We start from the raw sequence: 2,782 nt of genomic DNA, 5'->3' as shown, positions 1-2,782 counted from the left end.
GCAAAGTATTTTAGCAAAGAATTACGCTGCGCGTTTATCTTTCCGTATTGAATAAGTTTATTGAGATAAACATTATCACTCTGGGAGATCACACCATCCATAAATTTTCGGCGGGTTTCGCTTCCTTCAATTATAAGATCACGATCGGCCGGAGAAATAATTACCGTAGGAATAAAGCCAATATGATCACTGAATTTTTCATAGGGCTTATTGTTCCGCTTTATAACTTTTTTTTGTCCGCGTTTAGCGCTTACTAATATTTGTTCCTCTTTTTGTGATTTTTCAAACTGTCCTTCAACCACAAAAAAATCAGCATCGTGATTAATGTTTTGGCTGGTAATTGGGTTAAAATAGCTTTTTCCAAAAGCCAAATGATAAATACTATCTAAAACGTTGGTTTTGCCAACGCCATTATTGCCTACAAAACAATTTATTTTCGTGTCAAACTCGAAAGAAGCTGAATCCAGGTTTTTGTAATTAACTAAAGAGAGTTGTTTTAAAAACATAAAATGCTGTTGTTCAGCTTTTTGATATTTGTATAATAGAATTCTGAAAGTAAAGCGAATGACCCGAAAATATTAAAAAAATACAAATAATTTCCCTTTTAATTTTGAATAAAAATCATATTTTTGCCACGCATTAAACAGTTTTTATGGCAACTTACAAGAAAAAAGGATATAAACCATCTAATAAGGAAGAACAGCAGAAACAGGTAGAAGACGAATCTACAACTGCTGAAGTATTTAACACTCTTGACGAAGGTGCTGGCAGGACCGAAACCTGGGTAGCAGAAAATCAAAAGTATATTTATATCATTGTTGCCGTAGCAATCGTAGCCGTTTTAGGTTACCTTGGTTACCAACGTTTTGTAAGTGAACCAAAACAGGAGGAAGCGGCCAATGAAATGGCTCAGGCTCAAAACTATTTTGCTTCGGCTTTAAACGCATCTGGCGCTGAGCGCGATTCACTTTTCACGATGTCTTTAAATGGTGGTGAAGGTAAATATGGTTTTCTTGATATTATAGATAACTACGGAAGTACCGATGCAGCAAACCTTGCAACTTACAATGCCGGTTTCGCTTATTTGAACACCGGAAATTACCAGGAAGCAATCAATTATCTTGAAGATTTTAATAGTGATGATGAAGTTCTGGCTGCTTTAGCTACTGGCGGAATTGGAGATGCTTTTATGCAATTAGAACAACCGGAAGAAGCTCTAGATTATTACGAAAAGGCTGCTTCTATGCGTTCTAATGAATTTACAACACCAAAATTTTTACTTAAAGCAGCAATAACCGCTTTAGAAGTGGGGCAACCAGCTGAAGCCGAAGAACACCTTCAGAAAATAAAAGATGAGTATCCAGAAGCTCCAGAAGCTGAGCAGGTGCCAATCTATATGGGGCAGGCTCGTGCTGCAAAACAATAATTATGGCTACAGAAGGAAATAACCTTTCAGATTACGATAAAGACCAACTTCCCGATGCGAGTGATTTTCGCATCGGGATTGTTGTTTCAGAATGGAACGATAAAATTACCGAAGGCCTTTATGAAGGCGCTTTTAACGCACTTATAGAAAATAAGGTACAGGAAAAGAGAATTGTTCGGTGGAATGTACCCGGCAGTTTTGAACTTATTTACGGTTGCAAAAAAATGCAGGAAAGTTATGATATGCTTGATGCGATTATTGCTATTGGAAGCGTAATTGAGGGAGAAACAAAACATTTTGATTTTGTTTGTGAAGGCGTTACCCAGGGTATAAAAGACTTGAATGTACAAAACGATACTCCAATTATCTTTTGTGTTTTAACCGATCAAAATATGCAACAGGCCATAGATAGAAGTGGCGGGAAGCACGGTAATAAAGGTACTGAAGCTGCCATAGCTGCTATTAAAATGGCTAAATTACGCCAGGACGCCAGATTTTAAATAAAAATATACATCGGCATTATTATTGTTGATTTCTTTTTAAGCTCGTTCGCTTCGGTTTTTTGAAGCAATTTGAGTAAATTTGAACTACCACAGAAAATCAACATATTTTGAAAATCAAAATTCATAAACCCAGAAAGAATGCCCGGTATAATTACACCCCACGTTATTATAAGGGGAAGGATACGGGTAATATTTATAGTTTTGATTCAAAATTTAGTAAGTATAAAGAAACTACAAATGCCATAGATTTTGGCTCTCAATGGGCTGAAGTGCGTAAATCAAGTAGAACCCGGGGAAACCGGGAGATTAATAAGCGATTGCTCATTATTATTATGGTGCTGGTTCTTATTTTTCTATGGATAATTGACTTTGATCTGTCCATCTTTTCCAATCAACCCTAAATGACAGATATAATTCAACTTTTACCAGACCATGTAGCGAACCAGATTGCTGCCGGGGAAGTGGTGCAACGCCCTGCTTCGGTGGTAAAGGAACTCGTGGAAAATGCTATTGATGCTGGTTCTGGAAATATCCAGGTGGTAATTAAAGACGCGGGAAAAACTCTTATCCAGGTGGTTGATGATGGGAAGGGAATGAGCCTTACCGATGCCAGGATGTGTTTTGAACGACACGCTACTTCAAAAATTAAAGCTGCTGAAGATCTTTTTAGTTTGCAAACCAAAGGCTTTAGGGGAGAAGCATTGGCTTCTATTGCTGCAATTGCCCATGTAGAATTAAAAACGAAACCTGAAGATGATGAAGTTGGAACACAAATTAAAGTTGAAGGCAGTAAAGTTGCCAATCAGGATGTTTGTGTTTGCCCAAAAGGAACTTCGGTAAGTGTAAAAAACCT

Annotated in this window: 5 protein-coding genes; 4 read left to right on the top strand and 1 reads right to left on the bottom strand. The window is 37.3% G+C overall.

Annotated features, from left to right (window positions below; translation table 11 throughout):
- On the bottom strand, positions 1 to 506 hold a 506-nt coding region (locus AACZ30_RS13665; protein ID WP_339650069.1), incomplete at its 3' end, for an AAA family ATPase.
- A 146-nt stretch (positions 507 to 652) separates the two neighbouring features.
- Between AACZ30_RS13665 and AACZ30_RS13660 the strand changes: the two genes are divergently transcribed.
- From AACZ30_RS13660 to mutL, 4 genes are all read left to right on the top strand, one after another.
- The gene (locus AACZ30_RS13660) at positions 653 to 1,426 is read left to right on the top strand and encodes a tetratricopeptide repeat protein (RefSeq protein WP_339650066.1); all 774 of its coding nucleotides are present in this window, start codon (positions 653 to 655) and stop codon (positions 1,424 to 1,426) included.
- A 2-nt stretch (positions 1,427 to 1,428) separates the two neighbouring features.
- Positions 1,429 to 1,926 (top strand): 6,7-dimethyl-8-ribityllumazine synthase, encoded by a 498-nt coding sequence (gene ribH / locus AACZ30_RS13655; RefSeq protein ID WP_075326620.1) that lies wholly within the window; start codon positions 1,429 to 1,431, stop codon positions 1,924 to 1,926.
- 110 nt (positions 1,927 to 2,036) lie between these two features.
- A complete protein-coding gene (locus AACZ30_RS13650) occupies positions 2,037 to 2,330 on the top strand; it encodes a hypothetical protein (protein ID WP_093302413.1) in 294 nt (97 codons plus the stop codon).
- Positions 2,331 to 2,782: DNA mismatch repair endonuclease MutL (mutL, locus tag AACZ30_RS13645; protein ID WP_339650062.1), on the top strand; the 452-nt coding region annotated here is incomplete at its 3' end.

Origin of the sequence: uncultured Salegentibacter sp. (assembly GCF_963972535.1) — a bacterium.
Classification (GTDB): Bacteria; Bacteroidota; Bacteroidia; order Flavobacteriales; family Flavobacteriaceae; genus Salegentibacter.
This window is presented reverse-complemented; position numbering and strand designations above follow the sequence as displayed.